This is a genomic window from Vibrio sp. Vb1026 (assembly GCF_033338745.1).
Classification (GTDB): domain Bacteria; phylum Pseudomonadota; class Gammaproteobacteria; order Enterobacterales; family Vibrionaceae; genus Vibrio; species Vibrio alginolyticus.
In genome coordinates, this window is record NZ_JAWOTH010000075.1 from 1 (window position 1) to 1,503 (window position 1,503).

General features: G+C 48.6%; 2 protein-coding genes. Both read right to left on the reverse strand.

What is annotated here, in order from left to right; genetic code table 11:
- Positions 1-118: 118 nt before the first annotated feature.
- A complete protein-coding gene (locus R7E47_RS24260; protein WP_005496666.1) occupies positions 119-1,147 on the reverse strand; it encodes an AI-2E family transporter in 1,029 nt (342 codons plus the stop codon).
- Positions 1,148-1,156: 9 nt separating this feature from the next.
- A partial coding sequence (locus tag R7E47_RS24265) for a hypothetical protein (RefSeq protein WP_318085227.1) occupies positions 1,157-1,503 on the reverse strand: 347 nt, incomplete at its 5' end.

Sequence of the window (1,503 nt, forward strand, 5' to 3'; positions counted from 1 at the left end):
TGGCTTACTTGGTCGACAAAGGTTGTATCTACGGTCAGGGATATTTATTCAGCCCACCCGTTGCGGCGGAAAAGTTATTTAACTAAGCACAACGTTCAATACACTGGCAACTTTGCGGTTAGATGTTCGTCGAACCGCAAAGCGCCAAACGATCCGCTAAAATGTTGATGCACACCAACAGCGGCACGCCAATCAACAGCCCCATACCACCCCACAACCAACCCCAAAAGACCAGCCACATAAAGATGACTAACGGGTTGAGGTTAAACCGCCTCCCTAGCAAAGTTGGGGTGACAAACTGACTCTCGATTAAATTCAGCAACAGATATATCGATACCACTGTCAGCATAAAACTGACCGAATCTAGCTGCAAATACGCGACAAAACCAAAGCTCACCATCGAAATCACTGGTCCCAAATACGGCGCGAAATTCATTACCCCCGCAAACGCACCCCATAGAAATGGGTCTTCAAGGCCGAGAACAAAAAACACCAATCCAACACACAAGCCTAAACCCGCATTGACCAAAGTAATGGTGCCGATGTAGCGCGATAAATCTTTCTGCAGAGCCTGCACCAACTCCACCGCCTGACGTTGTTTCGAAAAACCACGCAAACGCGATACCGATTTACGAAACAGACTTCGACCATGATTAAGCATGAAATACACCATAAACAGCACAATCATCGCCTGAGTTAACAGCGTTGGTGTGGTGGTCGCGAGCGCTTTCAGCAGAGAAAACACCGTGTTGTTGCCCATCTCGTCAATGTTCATGTCACTGGCGATCTCAAGCGGCGCGTTCATGTGCTCTGACGACGCTTTGGTCACTTCATTCACTTCTTGCGAAACGTTTTGGACGATGCTTGGCAACTCAGCCCACCATTGTTTCGCGGGTTCTGATATCGCCGCTAAACCGAGTATTGAAACACTCACCAATAACGTCAACGTCACCACCACAGTTATCGTGCGTGGCAGGCCTTTGTCTTCAAAATAATTGATCAGCGGGCTAAACAGCAGTGCCACGAACGTACTTATCACCATAGGTAACAGCACCGGTTTGGCGAAGTAGAGCGCAGGAACAAGCAATAACACCAGCAGAGACACACCAATCACGGTATTGATAGGAAGGTTTAATTTTCCATTCATGTGCGTCCTCTACTGATGAGGTGGTAAATCGGAAGGTTGAGCCGCTTCTTCACCTGCTTCTTTTGAGGATGCAGCAGACGACGAAGAAGATTTGGCTAGCTGACCACTCAAATCCATCGCGCCATTGAGCAGCAAACTGATGGAGGAGAGAGATGACGTGACGCGAGAAAGTCGCCCAGCTTTCGCAACAGCAATCGCGGCAAAAGCGCTCAACCCAAGCGCAGTCCACGGGTTTTCTTGCACGAATCGGTTCGAGGTAAATTTGAGGGTTTGCTTATTCAGCAAGCATTGCTCCAAAACCGCTTTACCCTCGATGCGTTTTATCTGCATGGCTCGGTCGAGTTTGGTTAGAGAAC